Origin of the sequence: Paracoccus sp. 22332 (assembly GCF_052045125.1) — a bacterium.
Lineage (GTDB): Bacteria > Pseudomonadota > Alphaproteobacteria > Rhodobacterales > Rhodobacteraceae > Paracoccus > Paracoccus haematequi_A.
This window is the reverse complement of record NZ_JBQEOI010000003.1, coordinates 83,695-105,992: the sequence shown is the minus strand read 5'-3', so window position 1 is coordinate 105,992 and position 22,298 is coordinate 83,695. Positions and strand designations below refer to the sequence as shown.

Sequence of the window (22,298 nt, the reverse complement as noted above, 5' to 3'; positions counted from 1 at the left end):
CTAGGGGTGGTCATGCTCCGCGTGGTCAGCGCAGGCTTCGGGCGGCTCGATCTCGATCGTGGCGTGGGCGATGCCGTGGTCATGGGCCAGCATCTCTTTGGCCGCGCGGGTGATGGCAAAGTGATCGCCCCCGCCCACGACCAGATGCACCGAGGCCGCGCTGCGCTTTTCGTCGATCTGCCAAAGGTGCAGGTGATGGGCGTCGGCCACGCCCGGCATCCCGCGCAGGGCCGACAACACCGCGCCCGGATCACTGCCCGGCGGCGCGGCCAGCATCAGCATCCGAAAGACCGGGCCGATCTCGGTCCCGATATGCCACAGGATCACCACCGAGATCGCCAGCGTCAGGATCGGGTCGGCCAGGTTCCAGCCGAAGGCCCAGATCAGCGCCCCGCCCAGGATCACCGCAACCGAGACCGCGGCATCCGCGACATTGTGCAGGAAGGCCGCGCGGATATTGGCGCTGTCCTTCGAGGCGCGGTACACAAGCGCCGCCGTCGCCAGATCGACGATCAGCGCAAAACCCGCCAGCCCCATCACCAGCCCGCCCGCGACCTGCGGCGGATCGGCCAGGCGGCCCAGGGCCTCGATGGCCAGCCACAGCGACACCGCGATCAGCGCCAGATAGTTGACGAAGGCCGCGACAATTTCGGCCCGCCCCCAGCCAAAGGACCAGTCGGGCGTCGCCGCCCGTCGCGACAGCCGCCGCGCCCCGAAGGCCAGCACCAGGGCCAGGGCGTCGGACAGGTTGTGGATGCCGTCGGCGATCAGCGCGGTCGAATCGGCCGCATAGCCGCCCACGATCTGCGCGGCGGTCAGCGCCAGGTTGACGACGACCGCCCAGCCGATCGCCGCGTCGCCGCCATGATGGTGATGATGGCCGTGCCCATGAGCGTGAGAATGTGCCATCAATGCGCCTCGGCCCAGTTGGCGCCGACGCCCGCGTCGACGACCAGCGGCACCGACAGCCGCACGGCGGGTTCGGCGGCGCCCTCCATCACCGTGCGGGCGGCGGCGATCAGGTCGTCCACGGCATCCTCGCGCACCTCGAAGACCAGTTCGTCATGGACCTGCAACAGCATCCGCGCAGGCAGGCCGGCGATGGCGGCAGGCATTCGGACCATGGCGCGGCGGATGATGTCGGCCGCCGCCCCCTGGATCGGTGCGTTGATCGCCGCGCGCCGGGCGCCGCCCGCAGCCGGGCCGCTGGCGTTGATGCCGGGCGTGTTGATGCGCCGCCCGAACAGCGTGCGGACGCTGCCGTCGGATTTGGCATCCGCGACGGTGCGGTCCATATAGGCGCGGATTTCCGGGAATCGCTGGAAATAGGTGTCGATGAAGTCCTGCGCCTCGGCCCGCGGGATGCGGAGGTTGCGCGACAGGCCAAAGCTGGAGATGCCGTAGATCACCCCGAAATTGATCGCCTTGGCGCGGCGGCGGATCATCGGATCCATCCCTTCCACCGGGACGCCGAACATCTGGCTGGCGGTCATCGCGTGGATGTCGATGCCGTCGCGGAAGGCCTGTTTCAGCGCCGGGATGTCGGCGACATGGGCCAGGATGCGCAGCTCGATCTGGCTGTAATCCAGGCTGACCAGCCGGTGCCCTTCGGCGGCGATGAAGGCTTCGCGGATGCGGCGGCCTTCCTCGGTCCGCACCGGGATGTTTTGCAGGTTCGGATCGGTGGATGCCAGCCGCCCGGTCTGCGCGCCCGCGATGGAATAGCTGGTATGGACGCGCCCCGTTTCCGGGTTCACGAAGGTCGGCAGGGCGTCGGTATAGGTCGATTTCAGCTTGGCGATCTGCCGCCAGTCGAGGATCCGCGACGGCAGGTCATGGCCTTCGGCCGCCAGATCCTCGAGCACGTCGGCGCTTGTGGAAAAGGCGCCGGTCTTGCCGGTCTTGCCGCCCGCAAGGCCCATCTTGTCGAACAGGATTTCGCCCAACTGCTTGGGGCTGCCGACGTTGAACCGCTGGCCTGCAAGGGCGAAGATCTCATCCTCCAGACCCGCCATGGACTGCGCGAAGCTGCCCGACATGCGGCGCAGCACGTCGCTGTCGATGCGGATGCCCGCCATCTCCATCTCGGCCAGGACGGGGACGATGGGGCGTTCGGTCGTCTCGTAGACGGTGGTGACGCGCTCGACCGGCAGAAGCGGCGCGAAATGCCGGTAAAGGCGCAGCGTCACATCGGCATCCTCGGCCGCGTAGGGGGCTGCCTTGTCGATGGGCACCTGGGCGAAATTGATCTGCGCCTTGCCGGTGCCGATCAGATCCTTGATGGGAATGCATTTATGGGCCAGATACCGTTCGGCCAGTTCGTCCATGCCGTGGTTGTGCGTGCCCGCATTCAGCGCGTAGGACATCAGCATCGTATCGGCCAAGGGTGCCATGCGGATGCCGTGGCGGGCCAGGATCTTCCAATCGTATTTCAGGTTCTGGCCGATCTTCAGGATCGCGTCGTCTTCAAGGACGGGCTTCAGCGCCGCCAGCACCTGAGCCAGCGGCAGTTGCCCCGCCACCAGGGCGGACTGGCCGAACAGGTCGTCGCCCCCGCCTGCATCGCCGCCCGCGACATGACCCACGGGGATATAGCAGGCCACGCCCGGCGCCACGGCCAGGCAGATGCCCGCCAGATCGGCCTGCATCTCGTCCAGGCCGGTGGTTTCGGTGTCGATGGCGACATGGCCGGTGTCGCGGATCGACTGCACCCAGCGGTCCAGGGCGGCACGGTCGGTCACGGTCTCGTAGGCGGCGCGGTCGATGGGCGGCAGATCCGGCGCGGCGGGCGCGTCGCGCGGCGGCGCGGACACCACGGCAGGCGCCTCGGCCCCCAGGCGTTCGGCCACGCGGGCGATAAGGGTGCGGAACTCCATTTCCGACAGGAAGGTCAACAGGGCCGGGGCGTCGGGGGCGCGCACTTCCAGGCTTTCCAGGGTGAAGTCCAGCGGCGTGTTGCAATCCAGTTCGACCAGGCGCTTGGAAATGCGGATCTGGTCGGCATGGTCGATCAGGGTCTGGCGGCGCTTGGGCTGCTTGATCTCGCCTGCCCGCGCCAGCAGGGTTTCCAGGTCGCCGTATTCGGTGATCAGCTGCGCGGCGGTCTTGATGCCGATGCCGGGCGCGCCGGGCACATTGTCCACCGCATCGCCCGCAAGAGCCTGCACGTCCACCACGCGGTCGGGCCAGACGCCGAATTTCTCGAACACCTCGTCGCGGTCGATGGGTTTGCCCTTGATCGGATCCAGCATCTGCACGCCATCGCCGACAAGCTGCATCAGATCCTTGTCGCTGCTGACGATGGTCACGCGCCCGCCCGCGTCGCGCGCCTTGCAGGACAGCGCGGCGATGATGTCGTCGGCCTCGTATCCCTCGGTCTCGATGCAGGCGATGTTGAAGGCGCGGGTCGCGTCGCGGGTCAGCGGGAACTGCGGGCGCAGATCCTCGGGCGGTTCGGGGCGGTTGGCCTTGTAGGCGCTGTAAATCTGGTTGCGGAAGGTCTTGGCCGAATGGTCGAAGATCACCGCCGCATGGGTCGGCGCGTCGCTGCCGCGTTCGTCGGTGACGTATTTCCACAGCATGTTGCAGAACCCCGCGACCGCGCCGACCGGCAAGCCGTCGGATTTGCGCGTCAAGGGCGGCAGGGCGTGATAGGCCCGGAAGATGAAGGCCGATCCGTCGATCAGGTGCAGGTGGTGGCCCTTGCCGAATGTCGCACTGATGCTGTCCATGAAGCGGTCCTTTCCGAGTCTCGGGGACCGTTCTGGCAGAAAGCGGCGGGGGGCGCAAAGGGGGCGGTCAGGACCGGGGGCGCTTCGCCCCCCGCTGGGGCCTGCCGGCCCCTTCCCCGCAGAGGATATTTAGACAAAGGTGAAAGAGAAAGCGTGCCTAGTGATCGTCGTGGGCGTGGTCGCGGTCGATCACGAAGCGCTTGTCGCAATAGCCGCAATCGACGAAGCCCGTGATCGGCGAGATCGCCAGCCAGACGCGCGGATGGCCCAGCCCGGCCGCATCGTCGCCGTCGCAGGCGATCTTCCAGCTGGTGACGATCTGGGTTTCCGGCGCGGGCAGCTTCAACTCGGCCAGGCTGGTCTGTTCGGTGGACAGCGAGTTTTCCGGGATCACGTATTGCGTCATGGCTGGCCTTCTTGTGGCGGCGGGCGTCATCTGGTCTAACCCCTGATACCGCAGCGCCGCCTGCCTTCGCAAGCCTGCCAGGGATGCCATCATGCCGAACGCCATCGAGATCGCCGGGCTGCGCAAGACCTATGCCGCCCAGGGAACCGCCCCCGCCAAGGACGCGCTGAAGGGCATCGACCTTGCCATTCCGGCCGGCAGCATCTTCGGGCTGCTGGGACCGAACGGGGCGGGGAAATCGACGCTGATCAACATCCTGGCCGGGCTGGTCAACAAGACGGCGGGCAAGGTGACGATCTGGGGCTTCGACCAGGACGTGAACCCGCGCCAGTCGCGCGCGGCCATCGGGGTGATGCCGCAGGAACTGAACATGGATCCGTTCTTCACCCCCCGCGCCAGCCTCGAGGTTCAGGCGGGCCTCTATGGCGTGCCCAAGCGCGAACGCTGGACGGATGAACTGCTGGAGTTGGTGGGGCTGACCGATCAGGCCAATGCCTATGCCCGCAACCTGTCGGGCGGGATGCGGCGGCGGCTGCTGCTGGCCAAGGCCCTGGTGCATCGCCCGCAGATCCTGGTGCTGGACGAGCCGACGGCGGGCGTGGACATCACCCTGCGCGAAATGCTGTGGCAGAATGTCCGCGCGCTGAACCGGCAGGGCATGACCATCATCCTGACCACGCATTACCTGGAGGAAGCCGAGCAGATGTGCGACGAGATCGCCATCATCAACCACGGCGCCCTGGTGGTGCGGCAGGACACGCGCAGCCTGCTGTCGCGCGCCGATGGCAAGACGCTGGTCCTGGACACGGGCGGGCGCGTTCCGCTGCCGCCGCTGCCGGACGGCGCGCATCCCGAATGGCGTGGCGACGGGCGGCTGGCCATCGGCTATCCCCCGTCGCGAGTCCGCGCCGATCAGGTGCTGGACGCGCTGCGCGGCGCGGGCATCCCCATCCTGGATGTCGCGACCGAACAGCCCGACCTGGAGGACGTGTTCGTGGAGATGACGCGGCCCTAGCTAGGCCCTGCGGGCCAGCATCGGTCCCATGACCCGCCCGCCCAGAATGTGCAGGTGGTAATGGGGAACCTCTTGCACGCCATGCGGGCCGGCATTGGCGATGGCCCGGAAGCCGTCATGGCCGCCCGCCAGATCGACCCCTTCCGAGGTGCAGACCTGGGCACAGAGGCGGGTGAAGCTCAGGATCTCGGCGTCCGAGGCATTGGCCGCGAAATCGTCCAGGCTGACATAGGCGCCCTTGGGGATCACCAGAACATGCACCGGCGCCTGGGGATTGATGTCGCGGAAGGCCAGGGCGTGATCGTTTTCCGCAACCTTGTCGCAGGGAATCTCTCCGCGCAGGATGCGGGCGAAGATGTTGGTGTCGTCGTAAGCAAGGGCCATGGGGCGATCCTGTGGTCAGTCGTTGAACAAATGCGGCGTCCGCGCCAGATCATGCGCGACCTGGGGCGAAACATCCAGAAACCGCGCAAGGGCGTCCGCATTGGCGGCGTCCGGCGCCAAGGGCGACAGGACCGTCAGGCGCGCGGCGGCGAGATCGCGCAGGCGGTCGGCCTCGTCGGCAAGGTCGCTTTCCACGACGGGCAGAAGCTGGCGGATCTGGGCGTCGGGCGTGGCAGGACCGGCCAGCCCCATGCGGCGCATGTGACCGTGCAGGTAATCGGGGGAAAACGGCGTGTCGACGAACAGGATCCGCGTTTCCGCCCGGTCGGCCAGGAAATCGGCGATCAGCGCCAGCGCCGAAGGGTCCAGGCACAGGGCCAGCCTGGTCGAGCCGTAATCGTCCAGCAGCAGCCGGACCAGGGCGCGGCGATGGCGTTCCCGCTTCAGGACGGTCGAGGCGATGCCGCCCAGGTCCGGCAGGCCCGCGTCGCGTTCGTTGAAGATGTAATCCACCGCCGGAATGTCGGTCAGCGCCCGGATCGCCGCCGTCAGCCGCTTGGCGACGTGCCATTTCTTGGCCACGATCAGGCAGATCGCCTGGTTGCGCCCCGCCCCCCGGTCGTCCCAGAAGCGGGGCGCGAAACGCCGCCCCTCCCGGCCCCGTGCGGTCAGGAAGCGAAACAGGCGCGGCGCCTCGTTCGTGATGGAGAACTCCACCCCCCGCGCCTGCCACAGCGCCCCCAGCCGGGCGCGCAGATCCTGGGCATCAGAGCTGATCTTGCGGGCGAACAGGTAATCCTGGCGGATCAGCAGATCGTAATGGTCGTTGTAGAAGGTCACCGGCATCCCGTAATCGGTGAACATCAGGCAGGTGGGGGACCGGCGGCGGATATCCGTCTTGGGGACCAGATGGGCGACAAGGGTCTGGAAGAAGGTCTCGTCCGGGATCCAGGTGGTGCGGAAGAACGCGGTCAGGTCGCGCCGCGCGGCGATCAGCGCCAGCACCGATTCGACCGTCTGGCGGCGCAGGCACCACCATTGCGACCCGATCATCACCTGAAGGCCCTGCGGGATCGCGCGATCCAGCCGCAGCCATTTCTGCGCGGCCATGCTGGCATGGAACAGCCGCTTGCGGCGGCGTTCGTTGAACCAGTGGCGATAGACCAGCCGTTCGGCCTTGATGCCGGTCTTGATCCAGTCGCTGTCGAAGAAATCGAAGGCTTCGATGTAATCGCAATCGTCGCGATCCAGGAAGTCGCGCGCGTATTCCGCCGACTTGATGGGCATGCAGTCGCCCGACAGCATGTAGAAATGGGTGGCCTCGGGGAAGGACCGTTCGGCCTGTCGCAGGGCCGACAGGGTGGCCGCGACCAGCGACCACTCGCCCCAGCCGCAGCGGAACCGCCGGGGCGCGAAAACCACGTTGGGATGGCCCGCCAGAGCCGCGCGGATCAGGCGGTATTCGTCCGCCGGGGCGCGGCGGTCGTAATGGATCGCCACATAATCGCCCGAGGCCGTCAGCCGCCGCGCCTGGTCCACCACGCCCTGCGGATCCTTGTGCGTCAGAAGGATGAAGGCGATGCGGGCCATGGATACGAAAACTTAACGGATACTGCGGTAAACGGATCGGCGATGAAACTTGCGCGGGATCGTGTTTCTGTGTGTAAACGCCTTTCACATGTGCCGGCAAGCCGCGCTGCAATCGAAGGAACTGGGCCACGATGGGCTTTCCCGGCGTCTGGATGACCGAAAGCGAAAGCCTGATCTATCGGGTGGTGCCGAAATGCGCCTGCTCGACCATCGGGCAGATCATGTTCTATTCGGACCATGGCCGCTTTTACGACGGCGACATCCACGATTCGACCGAAGGGCTGCACAAATGGTCGCAGGACCACAGCAAGCCGGTGATCGAAACCGCGGTCGCGCGCCACGCTGCGGTGACCTTCACCTGCGTGCGCAACCCCTATGCGCGGATTCTGTCGTCCTTCTTCGACAAGATCGCGGGCATCCAGCGGAACGGGCGGCGCTATCGCGGCAATCTGGTGCCGCAACTGGCGCAGCGCTATGGAATCGACGTGGGCAGCCCGGAAAACGGCTTCGAGTTCGACCAGATCGCCAACTTCCGCCGCTTCCTGCTGTTCGCGCGCGACACGATCCTGTGGCGCCGCCCGATGGAGCCTGACATCCACTGGTCGTCGATGTCGGGCCATATCGGCACCTTCATCGCCAATGGCGGCCGCTATGACCGGATCCTGTTCACCGAGACCTTCGACGACGGCATGGCCAAGATTCTGGCGGGTGCCGAAACCCCGGTCCCGGTCGATCTGGCGGCCGTGCCCCGCTTCAACGAATCCGAAGGGCACGGGCCGAAGCGGGCGCACAAGGTCGGCGATTACTTCGACGACCTGTCACGCCACCTGATCTGGGAAATCTACAAGGACGACTTCCAGCTGTTCCGGTACGACTTCGACGATCCCGACAACCGGATGCCCCTGTCCGAAATCGACCTGGATCAGGTTCACGCCAGGCTGGGACAATAGCGCTCCATCACTCCAGATGGCTTTCCATGAACCACAGGTCCTTGTCCACGCTGCGCGAGGCGGCGGTGAAGATGTCGGCGGTGTCGGCATCGCCCGCCTCGTCCGTGGCATCGATGGCGGCGCGCAGCTTTTCGCCATGATCGCGATAGCGTTCGCACAGCGCCCTGATGTGGTCCTCGGCCTTGGTCAGGTCGGTCGGATATTCCTTGAGGGTGCTGCCCTGGGCGACCTTTTCGGCCGTCCCGACGGCCACGCCGTCCAGCTGCTGGACGCGTTCGGCGAAGATGTCGATATCGGCGCGCAGGTTGTTGTGGACGGTGTCGAACAGTTCGTGGACGGCGATGAAGTTGCGGCCCTTCACGTTCCAATGCGCCTGCTTGACGGCAAGCGCCAAGGCGATTGAATCCGCCAGACGCGCATTCAGTTCGGAAATCGAGGTCTTGCGGGCGTTGTCGGTCAGCCCCTTCAATGCAACGGCCATGATCGGCTCCTTTCCGGTGGTTCGCCCGGTCAACGGCTGCCTGTCAGGCCCGGTTCCGGGCGCATGGCGGCCATGAAGAAACGGCGCCCCTGCCTGCACAGGGACGCCGTCAGGAAATGCCGTTCGCAGCAGGACTGCGGATCAGACCGCACCCTTGATGAAGGTCACGGCGTCGCCGACCGTCTGAATGGTTTCGGCGGCGTCGTCCGGGATCTCGATCCCGAATTCTTCCTCGAACGCCATGACCAGTTCCACGGTGTCAAGGCTGTCGGCGCCCAGGTCGTCGATGAACGAGGCGGATTCGACCACCTTGTCTTCCTCGACGCCCAGATGCTCGACCACGATCTTCTTCACGCGATCAGCGATATCGCTCATGTCACATCCTCATTCTCGCGGGCATCCGCCCAGTTTTGCACGGACACGACGGCCCGGTTCAGCCCAGGGCGGTTCCCCTGCTGCCAAAGGCGGGGATATAGCACCCGTGAACCCTCTTGCAACCGCTTTCGCTTGAAAGGGTTGCGTCAGACCATCGCCATGCCGCCGTTCACATGCAACGTCGCCCCGGTGACATATCCCGCCTCGGGGCTGGCCAGATACAGGACCGCCGCCGCGATTTCCTGGGGCACGCCCATCCGGCCGGCGGGAATCTGGGACAGGATCTTGCCCTTCTGGTCGTCGGTCAGGCTGTCGGTCATGGCGGTGGCGATAAAGCCCGGCGCCACGCAGTTCACGGTGATCCCGCGCGAGGCGACCTCATAGGCCAGCGACTTCGACATGCCCACCAGACCGGCCTTGGCGGCGGCATAGTTGCCCTGCCCCGGATTGCCCGTGGCCCCCACGACCGAGGTGATGTTGACGATCCGCCCCCAGCGGGCCTTCATCATGCCCCGCAGCGCGGCGCGAGACAGCCGGAAGACGCTGGTCAGGTTCACGTCCAGGACCTGGCTCCATTCCTCGTCCGACATGCGCATGAACAGGTTGTCGCGCGTGATCCCGGCATTGTTGACCAGGATGTCGACCGACCCCATCGCCGCCGCGGCATCCCTGACCAGCCCGGCAGCGGCCTCGGCATCCGACAAGTTCGCGGGCACCACATGCGCCCGTTCGCCCAAGGCCGCCGCCAGATCCTGCAACGGCCCCTCGCGCGTGCCCGACAGCGCCACGGTCGCGCCCGCCGCGTGCAGCGCCTGCGCGATGGCCCCGCCGATGCCGCCCGATGCGCCCGTCACCAGGGCCGTCCTGCCTGTCAGATCGAACATGGCTGATCCTTCTTCTTTGTCCAAATACCCAAGCGACCTCAGCCCCTCAGCGCCACGATATCCGCCGGGGCACCGATATTGCGCACCGCCGCATCCCTGGCGATCCGCTTGATCATCCCCGACAGCGCCTTGCCCGCGCCGATCTCCCAGAACTCGGTCACGCCCGCGCCTGCCAGGTTGGCGATGGATTCGCGCCAGCGGACCGTGCCCGTCACCTGCTCCACCAGCAGCCGCCGGATCGCGCCAGGCTCGGTCACCGCCTCGGCACGGACATTCGCGATCAGCGGTACGGCGGGCGGGTGGATGTCGACCCCCGCCAACGCATCGGCCATCACCGCCGCCGCGGATTGCATCAGCACCGAATGGAACGGGGCCGAGACCGGCAGCATCAGCGCCCGCTTGGCACCCGCCGCCTTCATCGCCTCGGCCGCGCGTTCGACCGCCTCCTTGTGGCCCGAGATCACCACCTGTCCTGGGTCGTTGTCATTGGCGGCCTGCACCACCTCGTCGCCGGCCACCTCGCGCGCGATGTGATCGACGGTGGCGAAATCCAGCCCCAGGATCGCCGCCATCGCTCCCTGGCCGACCGGCACCGCCTCCTGCATGGCCTGCCCGCGCATCCGCAGCAGCCGCGCCGTATCCTCCAGCGTCAGCGACCCCGCCGCGCACAGCGCCGAGTATTCCCCCAGCGAATGCCCGGCCACGAAATTCGCATCCTGGATGGTGAACCCTTCGGCTTCCATCGCCCGAAACGCCGCCATCGAGGCCGCCATCAACGCCGGCTGCGCGTTCTGCGTCAGCGTCAGAGTGTCGATATCCCCGTTCCAGATCAGGTCCGAGAGCTTCTCCCCCAGCGCCTCGTCCACCCGGTCGAACACCTCGCGCGCGGCGGGATAGACTTCGGCCAGCTCACGCCCCATGCCGATGGTCTGTGCCCCCTGGCCTGGAAAGACGAACGCGCGCATGGGGGCCTCCTGTAGGGTATGGGTTCAGAAGGGGATAGCGCGGATGGGGGTGGGGGTGCAATGGTGGTAGCTTCAACCGTAGTTGCCCACTGACTCTCTTCTTACTTAACGGCGCAGTGCTTCAGCCCTATCGCAAGGACAACCATGACTATATTTCTCGATGGGATAGCAACCCGTTTCTATCGCGGCATTGGTCCAGAGGTACAGTATATATCTCCATTCTCAAAACTAAATTTTTTTATAGGGCCTAATAATTCAGGAAAGTCCATTATCTTAAATCTTCTTGCTAATCAAGTGGCGCAAACCTTAACTGGCAAAAAAGTTAACCCTCCAAGCGGACACGAGGAATATAAAGGTAAAGAAACTGGGCAGTTTCTTCTGGCTATCGGAAAAAATATGGAAAATGCCATTAAATTAGTAACCAATGGCCAAAAATTTATCGACCACAACAACACATATCGACATTTTGGCGACATCAACAATGATATCAGCAAAATATGCGGAAAAATTAGCCGCCAAAATCACCTATGGCTGAAAATAGGAGCACATAAAAGCGCAGAAATATTCCCTGCTTTAGATATTCAAAGTGCCAGTAACTGGCTCGACTCAAAAACATGGCAAACGATATGGAATCTCGCAACTCAGCATAAAGGCGGCAGCCTAGTCCAGCATTGGGTCCCTGAAACCATCAACTACATCGCCAACACCTCAGTTCCAACTGTTCCGAATATTCATCTTATACCAGCGAAACGAGTTTTTGGAGAAAAGGGGGAAGCTCTTAACAACCTAAGTGGCCGGGGATTGATAGACCATTTAGCCGCTCTGCAAAATCCATCTTGGAATAAGCAAGAGGATAGAGAAAAATTCGCAAAAATAAATATGTTCATCAAGAAAGTTACTGGAAAGGACGACGCCCAACTCGAAGTTCCCAATGATCGCGAGCACCTACTAGTCCATATAGACAACAAAGTTCTTCCACTTGCCGCACTTGGCACCGGTATCCACGAGGTTATAATCCTAGCAGCCTTTTGCACGATAAACGATAGAAGCATAATGTGCATAGAGGAACCCGAAATTCACCTTCATCCGTTACTTCAGAGGAAGCTAATAAGCTATCTTGTTAGTGAAACTAGCAGCCAGTATTTCATTTCAACTCATTCTTCATCCTTCATGGATACAGCTAACGCCACCATATTTCGGGTCACAAATGATGGCGAACAGACCAGAGTGCAGGCAGTTGTAACTAAAGACCATCAAAGATCTTTGCTTGATGATCTTGGCTATCACGCGTCAGATCTTTTACAAACTAATATGGTCATCTGGGTGGAAGGACCATCAGACAGAATTTACGTTAATCATTGGATCAATGCCATAGATGATCGATTGATAGAGGGTATCCATTACACAATCATGTTCTACGGCGGGGCTTTGATTCGCCATCTAACCGCATCGGATGATGCCCTTAAGGATTTTATAAGCTTGAGAAGCTTAAACAGGAATATGGCGGTTATTTTGGATAGTGACAAAGCAGATGAACACTCTCCTTTGAAGCCCCATGCTCAAAGATTATCGGAAGAAATTTGCAGTAGCAATGGTATGGTGTGGGTGACTGCAGGCAGAGAGATAGAAAATTATGTGGATGGAGCCAAGCTACAAGACGCTCTCAAAAAATTGCACAGCAAGATCTACCGGTCACCGGCAAAAACTGGAATCTTTGATCATGCATTCTACTTTTATCGCGATAATCCCGAAAAAAAAGATAGCCGCCTTCTCTATAAGGATGCCGACAAAGTGGGAGCCGCCAATCTTATTTGCGAAGATGAGGCCAATGTGGAGAAGTTAGATCTTAGGGAGAGGCTCGTTGAGCTAACTCACATGATTTGCCAAGCGAATAGCTTGAATCCACGATAACAGGTCGGCTAAAGAAAAAGGGGCCACCCGGCCCCTCCCCTTCCTTCGCCTAAGCCTCTCAGCCCCTCACCCGACCAATTCCAACCCCGAGAAGAAGAACGCGATCTCCTCCTTCGCCGTCTCGGGCGCGTCCGAACCGTGGACCGAGTTCTCGCCCACGGACAGCGCGAATTCCTTGCGGATCGTGCCTTCGTCGGCCTGGGCGGGGTTGGTCGCGCCCATCACTTCGCGGTTTTTCGCAATCGCACCCTCGCCTTCCAGAACCTGCACGACGACGGGTTCGGATGCCATGAATTCCACCAGCTCGCCATAGAAGGGGCGGTCCTTGTGGACTTCGTAGAACTTGCCCGCCTGCTCGGCCGACAGCTTGATGCGCTTTTGCGCGACGATGCGCAGGCCCGCATCCTCGAACTTGGCGTTGATCTTGCCGGTCAGGTTGCGGCGGGTGGCGTCGGGCTTGATGATGGAAAGCGTGCGTTCGATGGCCATGGGGCGTCCCTTTGCTGTGGCAGGCGGGCCAGCCCCGCCCGATGCTGAAATCCGCGCCCGGTTATCAGGGATGGCATCCGCGGGCAAGGCGGGGGCATGATGGGCGCGAACCACGGAAAGGCGCGCGCATGACCGACATCCCCCTGTCCCCCCGGCCCCGGCTGCGGCCCGGTCCCATCGCGGCCGTCTTTGCCACGGTGCTGCTGCTGGCGGCGGCCTGGCAATGGTCGACCGTGCTGCTGCTGGGCTTCGCCGCGATCCTGATCGCCATCGCCCTGCGCGGCGGCGCGTCGGCGCTGAACCGGCTGATCGGCATCGGCTTCAAGCCGGGGGTGCTGCTGACCGCCGTGGCGGCGGCGCTGGCGGTGGCGGGGGTGGTGGCCTGGGCGGGGCCTGCCATCTCGGAGCAGTTCCGCCAACTGATCGGCAGCCTGCCCTCCGCCTGGGACCAGATCAGCGGCTGGCTGTCGGACAGTTCGGTCGGACAGTTCCTGGAGAGACGGATGGAAAACGCCTCGCAATCGGGCGGGGGGTCGCCGACGGGCAGCCTGCCCACGCTGTTCAGCTATGTCACCGGAACGCTGAACACGGTCATGGGCAGCGTCGCCAACGGGGTGCTGATGCTGACGGTGGCGATCTTCCTGGCGCTGGATGCGCCGATGTATCGCGGCGGCGCGCTGCGGCTGGTGCCGCTGTCCTATCGGGCGCGGGCGCGGGCCATCGCGGATGAACTGGGCCGCGCCCTGGGCCGCTGGATGGGCGGGCAGGCGCTGGACATGGCGGCGGTGGCGCTGGCCACGGGGCTGGGGCTGTGGCTGCTGGGGGTGCCGCTGGCCCTGGTGCTGGGGCTGATCGCGGGGCTGACCAACATCATCCCGGTGGTCGGTCCGTTCCTGTCGGGGATCCCGGCGGTGCTGTTCGCGCTGACCCAGGGCTTCGACATGGCGATCTATGTGGCGCTTCTGTTCGTCGTCGTCCAGCAGGTCGAGGGGAACCTGCTGATGCCCCTGATCCAGCGCTTTGCCGCCGACCTGCCGCCCGCGCTGACGGTGCTTGCGATTCTGGCCTTCGGCAGCCTGTTCGGCTTCGCGGGCATCGTCCTGGCGACGCCCCTGCTGCTGGTGGCGATCATCCTGATCAAGCGCATCTATATCGAGGACGTGCTGGGCGACCGGCAGGAGGACTGAACTTTTCATAGCCCGTTTACGAAGATGCGCTATAAGGCGGTCGTCGCTGATCCGGGGCTGCATCATGACGCCATTCCGCAAGGGCCGCTACCTGGTGCGCCTGGCCGCTTCGCCCGACGACCTGCGCGCGGCGCAGCGGCTGCGGTGGCTGTGCTTCATCGCCCGCAGCGCCGAGGGCGAGGACGGCGCGCAGCTGGAATCCGACGCCCTGGACGCGGATTGCAGCCACATCCTGATTACCGAGGCGGCGACCGGCCGGCTTGTCTGCTGCCTTCGCTTCCTGCCCCTGGCGGGCGGGCACGAGATCGGGCGCAGCTATTCCGCGCAGTTCTACGATCTGGCCGCGCTGGAATCCTTTGACGCGCCCATGATCGAGGTCGGGCGGTTCTGCATCCACCCGTCGGTCCGCGATCCCGACATCGTCCGCCTGGCCTGGGCGGCGCTGACGCGGATCGTCGACGATGGCGGCGCGCAGATGCTGTTCGGCTGTTCCAGCTTCGTCGGGACCGAGCCTGCGGATCACGCCGACGCCTTCGCCATGCTTCAGGCGCGCCACCTGGCCCCGCGCCGCTGGTGGCCGCGCATCAAGGCCCCCCATGTCTTCCGCCTGACCCGCGCCTTGCTGCCCGGCCAGCCCGATCCCCGGCGCGCCATGGCCGCCATGCCGCCGCTGCTGCGCAGCTATCTGGCGCTCGGCGGCTGGGTCAGCGACCACGCGGTCGTGGATTCCGCCCTGCGCACCATGCATGTCTTCACCGGGGTCGAGATCGGGGCGATCCCGCCCGCCCGGCGCCGGTTGCTGCGAACGGCGGCACTTTGATCCCCAAACTGCCCGTCTTTTCGGCGATCCGCCCGCGTCATGGGCAAAACGATCCCTGAAGCGGAATTGCCGGGCCTGACCCGACCGGGCCGCGATTGACCTTTCCGGCGGCGGGCCGCCCCTTCGGATCATGTTCGACGCAACCGCCCCCATGCCGGTCCTTCAGCGCAGCGCAGGCTCCGCGCATGTGGTCATGGGGCCGCGCGGGCTGGTCGATCTGGCGCAATCGGGATCGGCCAAGGCGATGCTGCCCCGCATCACGCAGGGCCTGCCGCAGATCGTGTTCCTGAACACCTCGGGCGGGCTGGCCTCCGGGGACCGCCTGTCCTTCGCAGCGACGCTGCGCGCGGGCACCCGCGCCCTGGCGACGACGCAGACGGCCGAGCGGGCCTATCGCGCCGAAGGCGATCCGGCACAGGCGCGGGTCGGCCTGGCGGTCGGCGAAAACGGCTGGCTGGACTGGCTGCCGCAAGAGACCATCCTGTTCGACGGCGCCCGGCTGCAGCGCGAGACGGTCGTGGATCTGGCCCCCGGCGCGGGCTGCCTGCTGCTGGAGACGGTCGTGCTGGGACGGCTGGCGATGGGCGAACATCCCCGCCGCCTGCACCTGCGCGACCGCCGCATAGTGCGGCAGGCGGGCCGGATCGTCCACCACGACGCGATGGCGCTTGACGATGCGGCGCTGCCCCGGCTGGACGGCCCGGCGCTGCTGGGCGGGGCGCGCGCCCTGGCGACGCTGGCGATGATCGCCCCGCAGGCGCCCGACCTGCTGGCCCCGGCCCGCGCCGCCTTGGACGAACCCAGCGTCACCGGCGCCGCCAGCGCCCCGCCGGGGCGGCTGGTGATCCGGCTCTTGGCGCGGGACAACTGGCCGCTGCGACGCCAGATCCACCGGCTGCTGACCGTCCTTCGCCCCGATCCCCTTCCCCGTGTCTGGCAGGTCTGACGATGAACCTTACCCCGCGAGAGCGCGAAAAGCTGCTGGTCTCGGTCGCCGCGATGGTCGCGCGCAACCGGCTGGCCCGCGGCGTCAAGCTGAACCATCCCGAGGCCATCGCCCTGATCACCGATTTCGTGGTCGAGGGCGCGCGCGACGGCCGCAGCGTCGCCGACCTGATGCAGGCGGGCGCGCATGTTATCACCGCCGACCAATGCCTGTCCGGCGTCCCCGCCATGATCGAATCGGTGCAGGTCGAGGCCACCTTTCCCGATGGCACCAAGCTTGTCACCGTCCACCACCCGATCCGCCACGAGGCCCCCGCATGAAACGACTTGCCCTTGCCGCCCTTCTTCTGCCGCAGGCCGCCCTGGCCCATCCCGGCCATCACGACGACGGCCAGTTCCTGTCGGGCCTGACCCATCCGATCGGCGGCGCCGACCATCTGCTGGCGATGGTGGCCCTTGGCCTGCTGGCCGCGCAGATCGGCGGCCGCGCGCTCTGGGCGCTGCCCTTGGCCTTCGTCGGCAGCATGATCGCGGGCGGGCTGGCCGGTTACGCCGGACTGGCCTTTCCGGGGGTCGAGCCGATGATCCTTGCTTCCGTCATCATCCTGGGCGCGCTTGTCGCGATGGCCGCGCGCCTGCCGCTGGCGGTGCTGCTTCCGGGCGTGGGGGTCTTCGGCTTCGCCCATGGCTGGGCGCATGGCGCCGAAGGCCCGGCGCAGGGCCTGGCCCTTTATGCGGTCGGCTTCGCGGTGGCGACGATGGCGCTGCACCTGGCGGGGATCGCGCTCGGCAAGGCCGCGCAGAACGGCGCGCTGCTGCGCGGCCTGGGCGGCGGCACTGCGGCGGCGGGTCTTGTGCTGGCGATGGTGGGCTGAATGATCCCCGGAGAGATCCTTCCCGTCCCAGGCGAGATCACCCTGAACGAAGGCCGAGATCCGGTCACGATGATGGTCGCCAATACCGGCGACCGCCCAATCCAGGTCGGCAGCCATTATCATTTCGCCGAAACCAACCCGGCCCTGCGCTTCGACCGCGCGGCGGCGCGCGGGATGCGCCTGTCGATCCCCGCAGGCACCGCCGTCCGCTTCGAGCCGGGCCAGTCGCGCGAGATCCGGCTGATCCCCTTCGCGGGCAACCGGGTCGTGCAAGGCTTCCGCAAAGACGTGATGGGCGCGCTATGACCCGGCTGTCCCGTGCCGATTACGCCGCGCTATATGGTCCCACGACCGGCGACCGTATCCGCCTGGCCGATACCGAATTGCTGATCGAGGTCGAGCGCGACCTGACCATTCCCGGCGAGGAGGTGAAGTTCGGCGGCGGCAAGGTCGTGCGCGACGGCATGGGCCAGTCCCAGGTAACGCGCGCGGATGGCGCGATGGATACGGTCATCACCGGCGTCGTGGTGTTCGACCACCAAGGCATCACCAAGGCGGATGTGGGCCTGCGCGACGGGCGCATCGCGGGGGTGGGCAAGGCGGGCAATCCCGACACCCAGCCGGGCGTGACCCTTGTCATCGGTCCCGGCACCGAGATCATCGCGGGCGAAGGGCGGATCCTCACCCCCGGCGGCTTCGACTGCCATATCCACTACATCTGCCCGCAGCAGGTGGACCACGCGCTGCATTCCGGCGTCACCACCTTGTTGGGCGGCGGCACCGGCCCCGCGCATGGCACGCTGGCCACCACCTGCACCCCCGGTCCCTGGCACATCGCCCGGATGATGGAGGCCTGCGCCGACCTGCCCGTCAATATCGGCATCGCGGGCAAGGGCAACGCCTCGGTCGCGGCCCCGCTGGAGGAACAGATCCGCGCGGGCGCCTGCGCGCTGAAGCTGCACGAGGATTGGGGCACCACCCCCGCCGCCATCGATTGCTGCCTGACCGTGGCCGACGCGATGGATGTGCAGGTGATGATCCACACCGACACGCTGAACGAATCGGGCTTTGTCGAGGATACGATGGCCGCCATCGCGGGCCGCACCATCCACGCCTATCATACCGAGGGCGCGGGCGGCGGGCACGCCCCCGACATCATCCGCATGGTCGGCATGGCGAACGTGCTGCCCTCATCGACCAACCCGACGCGCCCCTATACCGGCAACACCATCGAGGAACATCTCGACATGCTGATGGTGTGCCACCACCTCGACCGCCGCGTCCCCGAGGACGTGGCCTTCGCCGAATCCCGCATCCGCCGCGAAACCATCGCGGCCGAGGACATCCTGCACGATCTGGGCGCGTTTTCGGTGATCTCGTCCGACAGCCAGGCGATGGGCCGGATCGGAGAGGTCATCATCCGCACCTGGCAGACCGCCGACAAGATGCGCCGCCAGCGCGGCCGCCTGCCCGAAGAGCAGGGCCAGAACGACAATCTGCGCGCCCGGCGATACATCGCGAAATACACGATCAACCCGGCCATCGCCCATGGCGTCAGCGCCCATATCGGCAGCATCGCCCCCGGCAAGCGCGCCGATCTGGTCCTGTGGTCGCCCGCCTTCTTCGGCGTCAAGCCCGAGATGGTCCTGGTCGGCGGCCAGATCAGCGTGGCGCAGATGGGCGATCCCAACGGCTCCATTCCCGTCCAGCCGATCTTCAGCCGCCCGATGTGGGGCCATACCGGCCGTGCCTCGGCGCTGTTCGTCTCGAAGGCCGGGCTGGAAAACGGGGCGGGGGACGGCCTGCACAAGACCCTGATCGCCGTCGAGAACACGCGGGCCATCGGCAAGGCCGACATGGAACTGAATCGCGCCATGCCCGCGATCGAGGTCGATCCCGAAACCTACGAGGTCCGCGCCGATGGTGTTTTGTTAACTTGCGAGCCAGCGACGGAACTGCCGATGGCCCAACGCTATTTCCTCTTCTAAGAGGGAGGACCAAGTCATGATCACCGCCACCAGCATCATCCGCAACGCCCCCGCGCCGTTCGACGGCGAGGTCTCGCTGGATTACGAAGGCCGCCTGCTGCGGCGCCGCAAGCTGGCCAGCAGCGCCGGCGATTTCCTGGTGGACCTGCCGGAAACCACCAGCCTTGAAGACGGCGACGCGTTCGAACTGTCGGACGGTCGCCAGATCGTGGTCCGCGCCAAGCCCGAACCCGTGATGGTGATTCGCGGCCATCTGGCGCGGCTTGCCTGGCATATCGGCAACCGCCACACCCCCTGCCGGATCGAGGCCGACCGCCTGATCATCCGCCAGGACCATGTGCTGGAGGCGATGCTGCGCAAGCTGGGTGCGGATATCTGCCACAAGGAACTGCCCTTCCGACCGGAAGGCGGCGCCTATGGCCACGGCCGGACCTTCGGCCACGATCACGGGCCAGACCACGGGCACGACCATGACCACGGGCACGGCCACGCCAGCCCCGCGCCCACGCTTGTCGCCAAGAATGACCTGCCCGACAATCACGCCGCCTGAAATCGCGCGGCTGCGGCTGGCGCAATACCTGTCGCCCGCCTTTCCGGTCGGCGGCTTCGCCTGGTCGCAGGGCCTTGAATACGCGATGGACGCGGGCCTCGTCACCCGCGCCGCGCTGCCTCAATGGCTGGCCGACTGGCTGGATCGCGGCGCGGGCTGGACTGACGCGGTGCTGGTGGCCCTGTCCCTGCGCGCCGTCGATCACGCGGCGCTTGACGATCTGGCCCGCGCGGCTTGCCTGACCAGCCAGCGTCTGGCGGAAACGGTGGAACAGGGCACAGCCTTTGCCGCCAATGTCACCGCCCTGACGGGCCGGCCGCAGCCCGCCGCCACGCTGCCGATAGCCTTCGGCCGCGCCTGCGCCGACATGGCCCTGCCGCACCCGGAAATCATCGCGGCCTTCCTGCAAGCCCAGGCCGCCGCCCTGATCAGCGCCGCCGTTCGCTTCCTGCCGCTTGGCCCGGTCGAAGGGCAGCGGATGCTGGCCGCGCTGCAATCCGCTATTCTTGCCGCCGCTGTCCGCGCCGCCAGCGCGACCCAGGACGACCTTGCCAGCAGCGCCGGGGGCGCGGATATCGCCGCCATGCGCCACGAAACCATGCCCGTCAGGATATTCCGATCATGAGCAACCACGGTCCCCTTCGCGTCGGCATCGGCGGCCCTGTCGGCGCGGGCAAGACCACGCTGACCGAACAGCTGGCCCGCGCCCTGGCCCCCCGCCTGTCGATGGCGGTCGTCACCAACGACGTCTATACCCGCGAGGATGCCGAGGCGCTGATGCGCGCCCAGGTCCTGCCCGCCGAGCGCATCCGGGGGGTCGAGACCGGCGGCTGCCCCCATACCGCCATCCGCGAGGACGCCAGCATCAACCTGGCCGCCATCGCCGACCTGAACGAGGCCTTTCCCGACCTGGATCTGGTGCTGATCGAATCGGGCGGCGACAACCTGGCCGCGACCTTTTCGCCGGAACTGGCGGATCTGACGATCTATGTGATCGACACGGCGGCGGGCCAGGACATTCCCCGCAAGCGCGGGCCGGGCCTCGCGCGGTCCGACCTGCTGGTGGTGAACAAGACCGACCTCGCCCCGCATGTCGGCGTGGACGCGGCGCTGCTGGAAAGCGATGCGCGGACCGCGCGCGGTGCCCGCCCGGTGGTCATGGCGCAACTGCGCCACGGCGGGGGCTTGGACCAGATCGTCGATTTCCTGGTCGATCAGGGCGGTTTGCAGCCCCGCCCGGCCTGACTCTGCCCGCGCGGAAGGCAGGTGCCCGGTATCCTGCCCGCGCCGCAGCCACTTTCCGCATCCCCTGCCCCCAACCTGCCCAAAACCTGTTCAGCCCGCCGAAAACCCGGCTTGCTGCACCTGCGAAGGCCCTCTGCCTTCACCGAACAACAGGGACACAGGGCCGAACGGCCGGGGAAGGTGATGATGAAGAAACTCTCGACGCTGCTGGCGCTGACCACCGCCATGGCATTGGCAACGGGCGTGATGGCGCAGGAAGGCGAACCGATCAAGATCGGGGTGCTGCATTCGCTGTCGGGCACCATGGCGATTTCGGAAACCACGCTGAAGGACACGGTCCTGATGATGGTCGAACAGCAGAATGCCAAGGGCGGGCTGCTGGGCCGTCCCATCGAGGCCGTCGTGGTGGACCCGGCCTCCGACTGGCCGCTGTTCGCGGAAAAGGCCCGCGAACTGCTGACCGTCAGCGACGTGGACGCGATCTTCGGCTGCTGGACCTCGGTCAGCCGCAAATCCGTCCTGCCGGTGATCGAGGAACTGAACGGGCTGCTGTTCTATCCGGTGCAGTATGAGGGCGAGGAATCGTCCAAGAACGTGATCTATACCGGCGCCGCGCCGAACCAGCAGGCGATCCCGGCGGTCGATTACATGGCCGAGGAACTGGGCGTCGAGAAATGGGCGCTGCTGGGCACCGACTATGTTTACCCGCGCACCACGAACAACATCCTGGACGCCTATCTGAAAGGCAAGGGCGTGGCGGAAGGCGACATCTTCGTCAACTATACCCCCTTCGGCCATTCGGACTGGTCCAAGATCGTGGCCGACGTGGTGGCGCTTGGCGCGGACGGCAAGAAGGTGGGCGTGGTGTCCACCATCAACGGCGACGCCAATGTCGGCTTCTACAAGGAACTGGCGGCGGCAGGCGTCAGCGCCGACGACATCCCTGTCATGGCCTTTTCGGTGGGCGAGGAGGAACTGGCGGGTCTGGATACGACCAACCTGGTCGGGCATCTGGCCGCCTGGAACTATTTCCAGAGCGCCGAGTCCGACGCCAACACCGCCTTCATCGAGGAATGGAAGACGTTCATCGGCGACGACAAGCGCGTGACCAACGACCCGATGGAGGCCACGATGATCGGCTTCAACGCCTGGGTCGCCGCCGTCGAAAAGGCCGGGACCACCGATGTGGATCCTGTTCTGGACGCCATCGTGGGCGTCGAGGTTCCGAACCTGACCGGCGGCACCGCCACGGTCCTGCCGAACCACCACCTGACCAAGCCGGTCCTGATCGGAGAGATCCGCGAGGACGGACAGTTCGACATCGTCAGCCAGACCGAGCCGGTGCCGGGCGACGCCTGGACCGACTTCCTGCCGGAATCGGCCAAGCTGGACGCCGATTGGCCGGGCAAGGACTGCGGCATGTTCAACACAGAAACCAACAGCTGCGTGCAGGTCCAGTCGAACTATTGACCCTTTCGGGGGCGGTCCGCCGCCCCCTTTTTTTCCG

At 65.6% G+C, this 22,298-nt stretch carries 24 protein-coding genes; 14 read left to right on the top strand and 10 right to left on the bottom strand.

What is annotated here, in order from left to right; genetic code table 11:
- The 3 genes from ACTJI6_RS04480 to ACTJI6_RS04470 all read right to left on the bottom strand — a co-directional run bounded on the left by ACTJI6_RS04480 (window position 1) and on the right by ACTJI6_RS04470 (window position 4,077).
- Window positions 1-909, bottom strand: a complete 909-nt coding sequence (locus ACTJI6_RS04480; RefSeq protein ID WP_440798213.1) for a cation diffusion facilitator family transporter — start codon at window positions 907-909, stop codon at window positions 1-3.
- Complete coding sequence (gene polA / locus ACTJI6_RS04475) at window positions 909-3,731, bottom strand: DNA polymerase I (RefSeq protein WP_440798211.1); 2,823 nt, start codon at window positions 3,729-3,731, stop codon at window positions 909-911. Before polA ends, ACTJI6_RS04480 begins: the two co-directional genes overlap by 1 nt.
- Window positions 3,732-3,888: 157 nt before the next feature.
- Complete coding sequence (locus ACTJI6_RS04470; RefSeq protein WP_126153123.1) at window positions 3,889-4,077, bottom strand: zinc-finger domain-containing protein; 189 nt, start codon at window positions 4,075-4,077, stop codon at window positions 3,889-3,891.
- Between the two features lie 151 nt (window positions 4,078-4,228).
- Between ACTJI6_RS04470 and ACTJI6_RS04465 the strand changes: the two genes are divergently transcribed.
- Window positions 4,229-5,152 (top strand): ABC transporter ATP-binding protein, encoded by a 924-nt coding sequence (locus ACTJI6_RS04465; RefSeq protein WP_440798209.1) that lies wholly within the window; start codon window positions 4,229-4,231, stop codon window positions 5,150-5,152.
- On the opposite strand, the gene ACTJI6_RS04460 is transcribed toward ACTJI6_RS04465, so the two are convergent.
- Both ACTJI6_RS04460 and ACTJI6_RS04455 read right to left on the bottom strand, forming a co-directional pair.
- On the bottom strand, window positions 5,153-5,536 hold the full coding sequence (locus tag ACTJI6_RS04460) for a histidine triad nucleotide-binding protein (protein WP_440798207.1): 384 nt from the start codon (window positions 5,534-5,536) through the stop codon (window positions 5,153-5,155).
- A 15-nt stretch (window positions 5,537-5,551) separates the two neighbouring features.
- Complete coding sequence (locus ACTJI6_RS04455) at window positions 5,552-7,126, bottom strand: DUF5928 domain-containing protein (RefSeq protein ID WP_440798205.1); 1,575 nt, start codon at window positions 7,124-7,126, stop codon at window positions 5,552-5,554.
- 131 nt (window positions 7,127-7,257) lie between these two features.
- Here ACTJI6_RS04455 and ACTJI6_RS04450 point away from each other — a divergent pair, with 131 nt between their 5' ends.
- On the top strand, window positions 7,258-8,076 hold the full coding sequence (locus ACTJI6_RS04450) for a sulfotransferase family protein (RefSeq protein ID WP_440798203.1): 819 nt from the start codon (window positions 7,258-7,260) through the stop codon (window positions 8,074-8,076).
- Window positions 8,077-8,083: 7 nt separating this feature from the next.
- Here ACTJI6_RS04450 and dps read toward each other — a convergent pair whose 3' ends face one another.
- From dps to fabD, 4 genes are all read right to left on the bottom strand, one after another.
- Window positions 8,084-8,557, bottom strand: a complete 474-nt coding sequence (gene dps, locus ACTJI6_RS04445) for a DNA starvation/stationary phase protection protein Dps (protein ID WP_440798201.1) — start codon at window positions 8,555-8,557, stop codon at window positions 8,084-8,086.
- Between the two features lie 141 nt (window positions 8,558-8,698).
- A complete protein-coding gene (locus tag ACTJI6_RS04440; RefSeq protein ID WP_089387089.1) occupies window positions 8,699-8,932 on the bottom strand; it encodes an acyl carrier protein in 234 nt (77 codons plus the stop codon).
- Window positions 8,933-9,078: 146 nt separating this feature from the next.
- Window positions 9,079-9,816 (bottom strand): 3-oxoacyl-ACP reductase FabG, encoded by a 738-nt coding sequence (gene fabG, locus ACTJI6_RS04435; RefSeq protein ID WP_440798200.1) that lies wholly within the window; start codon window positions 9,814-9,816, stop codon window positions 9,079-9,081.
- Between the two features lie 38 nt (window positions 9,817-9,854).
- On the bottom strand, window positions 9,855-10,781 hold the full coding sequence (gene fabD / locus ACTJI6_RS04430) for an ACP S-malonyltransferase (protein WP_440798198.1): 927 nt from the start codon (window positions 10,779-10,781) through the stop codon (window positions 9,855-9,857).
- A 144-nt stretch (window positions 10,782-10,925) separates the two neighbouring features.
- On the opposite strand from fabD, the gene ACTJI6_RS04425 reads away from it, so the two are divergent.
- Window positions 10,926-12,692, top strand: a complete 1,767-nt coding sequence (locus ACTJI6_RS04425) for an AAA family ATPase (RefSeq protein WP_440798196.1) — start codon at window positions 10,926-10,928, stop codon at window positions 12,690-12,692.
- 66 nt (window positions 12,693-12,758) lie between these two features.
- Here the strand turns inward: ACTJI6_RS04425 and ndk are convergent, their stop codons facing one another.
- The gene (gene ndk / locus ACTJI6_RS04420) at window positions 12,759-13,181 is read right to left on the bottom strand and encodes a nucleoside-diphosphate kinase (RefSeq protein WP_207467039.1); all 423 of its coding nucleotides are present in this window, start codon (window positions 13,179-13,181) and stop codon (window positions 12,759-12,761) included.
- Between the two features lie 128 nt (window positions 13,182-13,309).
- On the opposite strand from ndk, the gene ACTJI6_RS04415 reads away from it, so the two are divergent.
- From ACTJI6_RS04415 to urtA, 11 genes are all read left to right on the top strand, one after another.
- Window positions 13,310-14,368: an AI-2E family transporter gene (locus ACTJI6_RS04415; RefSeq protein ID WP_440798193.1), complete on the top strand. Its 1,059-nt coding sequence runs from the start codon at window positions 13,310-13,312 to the stop codon at window positions 14,366-14,368.
- A 64-nt stretch (window positions 14,369-14,432) separates the two neighbouring features.
- Window positions 14,433-15,188, top strand: coding sequence for a GNAT family N-acetyltransferase (locus ACTJI6_RS04410; RefSeq protein WP_440798191.1), 756 nt, complete (start codon window positions 14,433-14,435; stop codon window positions 15,186-15,188).
- Between the two features lie 130 nt (window positions 15,189-15,318).
- Window positions 15,319-16,134, top strand: a complete 816-nt coding sequence (locus ACTJI6_RS04405) for an urease accessory protein UreD (RefSeq protein ID WP_440798189.1) — start codon at window positions 15,319-15,321, stop codon at window positions 16,132-16,134.
- Between the two features lie 2 nt (window positions 16,135-16,136).
- Window positions 16,137-16,454, top strand: coding sequence for an urease subunit gamma (locus ACTJI6_RS04400; RefSeq protein WP_440798187.1), 318 nt, complete (start codon window positions 16,137-16,139; stop codon window positions 16,452-16,454).
- Complete coding sequence (locus ACTJI6_RS04395; protein WP_440798185.1) at window positions 16,451-17,008, top strand: HupE/UreJ family protein; 558 nt, start codon at window positions 16,451-16,453, stop codon at window positions 17,006-17,008. Before ACTJI6_RS04400 ends, ACTJI6_RS04395 begins: the two co-directional genes overlap by 4 nt.
- The gene (locus ACTJI6_RS04390) at window positions 17,009-17,314 is read left to right on the top strand and encodes an urease subunit beta (RefSeq protein ID WP_440798183.1); all 306 of its coding nucleotides are present in this window, start codon (window positions 17,009-17,011) and stop codon (window positions 17,312-17,314) included.
- Window positions 17,311-18,996, top strand: coding sequence for an urease subunit alpha (ureC, locus tag ACTJI6_RS04385; protein WP_440798181.1), 1,686 nt, complete (start codon window positions 17,311-17,313; stop codon window positions 18,994-18,996). Before ACTJI6_RS04390 ends, ureC begins: the two co-directional genes overlap by 4 nt.
- 16 nt (window positions 18,997-19,012) lie before the next feature.
- Entirely contained in the window at window positions 19,013-19,546 is a 534-nt protein-coding gene (locus ACTJI6_RS04380; protein WP_440798180.1) for an urease accessory protein UreE, read from the top strand.
- Window positions 19,518-20,171 carry an urease accessory protein UreF gene (locus ACTJI6_RS04375; protein ID WP_440798178.1) on the top strand — a complete coding sequence of 218 codons (654 nt, stop codon included), beginning with the start codon at window positions 19,518-19,520 and terminating at the stop codon, window positions 20,169-20,171. Before ACTJI6_RS04380 ends, ACTJI6_RS04375 begins: the two co-directional genes overlap by 29 nt.
- Entirely contained in the window at window positions 20,168-20,791 is a 624-nt protein-coding gene (gene ureG, locus ACTJI6_RS04370; protein WP_440798176.1) for an urease accessory protein UreG, read from the top strand. The genes ACTJI6_RS04375 and ureG overlap by 4 nt, the downstream gene beginning before the upstream one ends.
- Window positions 20,792-20,977: 186 nt before the next feature.
- A complete protein-coding gene (gene urtA / locus ACTJI6_RS04365) occupies window positions 20,978-22,261 on the top strand; it encodes an urea ABC transporter substrate-binding protein (RefSeq protein ID WP_440798174.1) in 1,284 nt (427 codons plus the stop codon).
- Window positions 22,262-22,298 lie beyond the last annotated feature (37 nt).